Origin of the sequence: Paracraurococcus ruber (assembly GCF_004353985.1) — a bacterium.
GTDB lineage: Bacteria > Pseudomonadota > Alphaproteobacteria > Acetobacterales > Acetobacteraceae > Paracraurococcus > Paracraurococcus ruber.
Map to the genome: position 1 here is coordinate 1 of NZ_SMOA01000516.1, position 1,978 is coordinate 1,978.

Consider the following 1,978-nt stretch of genomic DNA (forward strand, 5'->3'; position numbering starts at 1 on the left):
ACCGAGGCGCGATGCGCGGCGGGCAGCGGCGGCGCCGGCGGCCCGGCGGCGGGCAGGAAGGGCCCGCTCGGCGGAGGAACCTCGGCCAGCGCCCGGCGGGCCAGCGCCAGCCCCGGCCCGCGATGCCAGGCGGCCAGCAGCACCGGGCGCGGCCCCAGCCGCCAGGCGGCATCCAGCAACAGTCGCGGCGGCACGGCATAGCGCATGACAAATACGAGTAGAAAATCCGCTCCACAGAGAACAAGTTCTACGTATCGAGTCGCGCCTGAAATAAGGTAGCCAAACTGTCCCGCCGGTCCGGCCCTTTCCCGTTCCCGCCCCTGCCGGCGCAGGCCGCTGCCCCGCCGCGCGACGGCACGGCCTGCCGCCCCGCCGGTCCCGGGCAACCGCGGCGCGGCACGGCGCGCCGGGCGCTGTGCCTGCTGCTCGCCGCCGCGCTGATGCTGCCGCCGCCGGCCTGGCCGCAGACGCCGCTGCCTGGGGCGGGCGGCACGCTGCTCTCGCCGCCCTCCCTGCCCTCCCAGCTGCCGGCGACCCTGCCGGGCGGGCTGCCGGTGCCCAGCCTGCCGCCCGGCGCGCAGCAGGACATCTGGCAGCGGATCCTCGATGCCGGCGCCGGGCGGCCGGTGCAGGCCGTGCCGCCCGCCCCCTCCCTCATGCCGCAGGCCCTGCCGCTGCCCGCCCCGACAGCGCCGGAGGAGCCGCTTTCCCCCGCCGAGACCTTCTTCGCCGCCCGCGGCGCCGCCGGCAGCTGCCAGCCCGCGCCCTGCGCCGCGCCGCCGCTGCGGCAATTCGGCTATGAGTCGCTGCGCGGCGCCCCCGCCGGGCAGCCCGCCGGCATCGGCTTCGGCGCCCTGCCGGAGGACTACCTTCTCGGCCGCGACGACGAGGTCATCCTCGCCTTCCGCGGCCGCACCCGGCAGACGCTGAGCGCCCGCATCGGCCGCGACGGGCTGCTGCTGGTGCCGGACCTGGCGCCCATCCCCGCCGCCGGGCGCACCCTGCGGGAATTGCGCGCCGACCTCGAATCCCGGGCGCTGCGGGAGCTCGGCGGGTCGGAGGTCTTCGTCTCCATCGGCCAGGTGCGGCAGATCGCCGTCTTCGTGGGCGGGGAGGTGGCGCGGCCCGGGCTGCAGGCGCTGACCTCCATGGCGTCCGTGCTGGATGCGCTGGTGGCGGCCGGCGGGGTGCGGCGCACCGGGTCGCTGCGGGCGATCCGGGTCGAGGGACCGGGCGGGCGCCGCACGCTCGACCTCTACCCCGTCATCGCCGGGGAGGGCGCGGCGCCCGACCTGCGGCTGCGGGAGGGGGAGCGGATCCTGGTGCCGCCGCTCGGCGGCGTCGCCGCCATCTCCGGGGAGGTGACGCGGCCCGGCATCTACGAGCTGCCGCCGGGCAGCGCGCAGGCGCCGCTCGCCGCGCTGCTGCGGCTGGCCGGCGACCCGCTGCGGCCGGCCGGCAACCGCTTCCTGCTGCAGGGCACCGATGGGGAGGGCCGCCGCAGCATCCGCGAGATCGGGCCGCGCGACGCGATCCATCGCGGCGACGCGCTGCGGGTGGAGCCCGGCTCCGACGTCACGGCGCAGGACCTGCGGCTGGCCGGGCATGTGGTGGCGCCGGTGCTGCGCGCCGCGGGCGGCCGGGCGCGGACGCTGCGCGGGCTGCTGGCCGACCCGCGGCTGGTGCGGGCCGATCCCTATCCGCGGCTCGGCGTGGTCTGGCGCACGGATGCGCGGACGCGGACGCGGCAATTCCTTCCCTTCGACCTCGCGCGCGTGCTGCAGGGCCAGGCCGACCTGCCGCTGACGGAGGGGGACGAGGTCATCCTGCTCGGCCTGCCCGACGTGTTGTTCCTGGCCAGCCCCGGCGTGCAGCAGGCGATCCGCGGCGACACGCCCGACCCCGGACAGAGCGCGCAGCTGCCGGGCGCCGGCATCGCCGCCGCCGGCGCGCCGGCGCTGGCGGCGCAGCCCCTGCC

At 78.4% G+C, this 1,978-nt stretch carries 2 protein-coding genes; one reads left to right on the forward strand and one right to left on the reverse strand.

Annotated features, from left to right (window positions below):
* A partial coding sequence (locus tag E2C05_RS31350; RefSeq protein WP_205083232.1) for a hypothetical protein occupies positions 1-206 on the reverse strand: 206 nt, incomplete at its 3' end.
* A 234-nt stretch (positions 207-440) separates the two neighbouring features.
* Here E2C05_RS31350 and E2C05_RS31355 point away from each other — a divergent pair.
* A partial coding sequence (locus E2C05_RS31355) for an SLBB domain-containing protein (protein WP_192912562.1) occupies positions 441-1,978 on the forward strand: 1,538 nt, incomplete at its 3' end.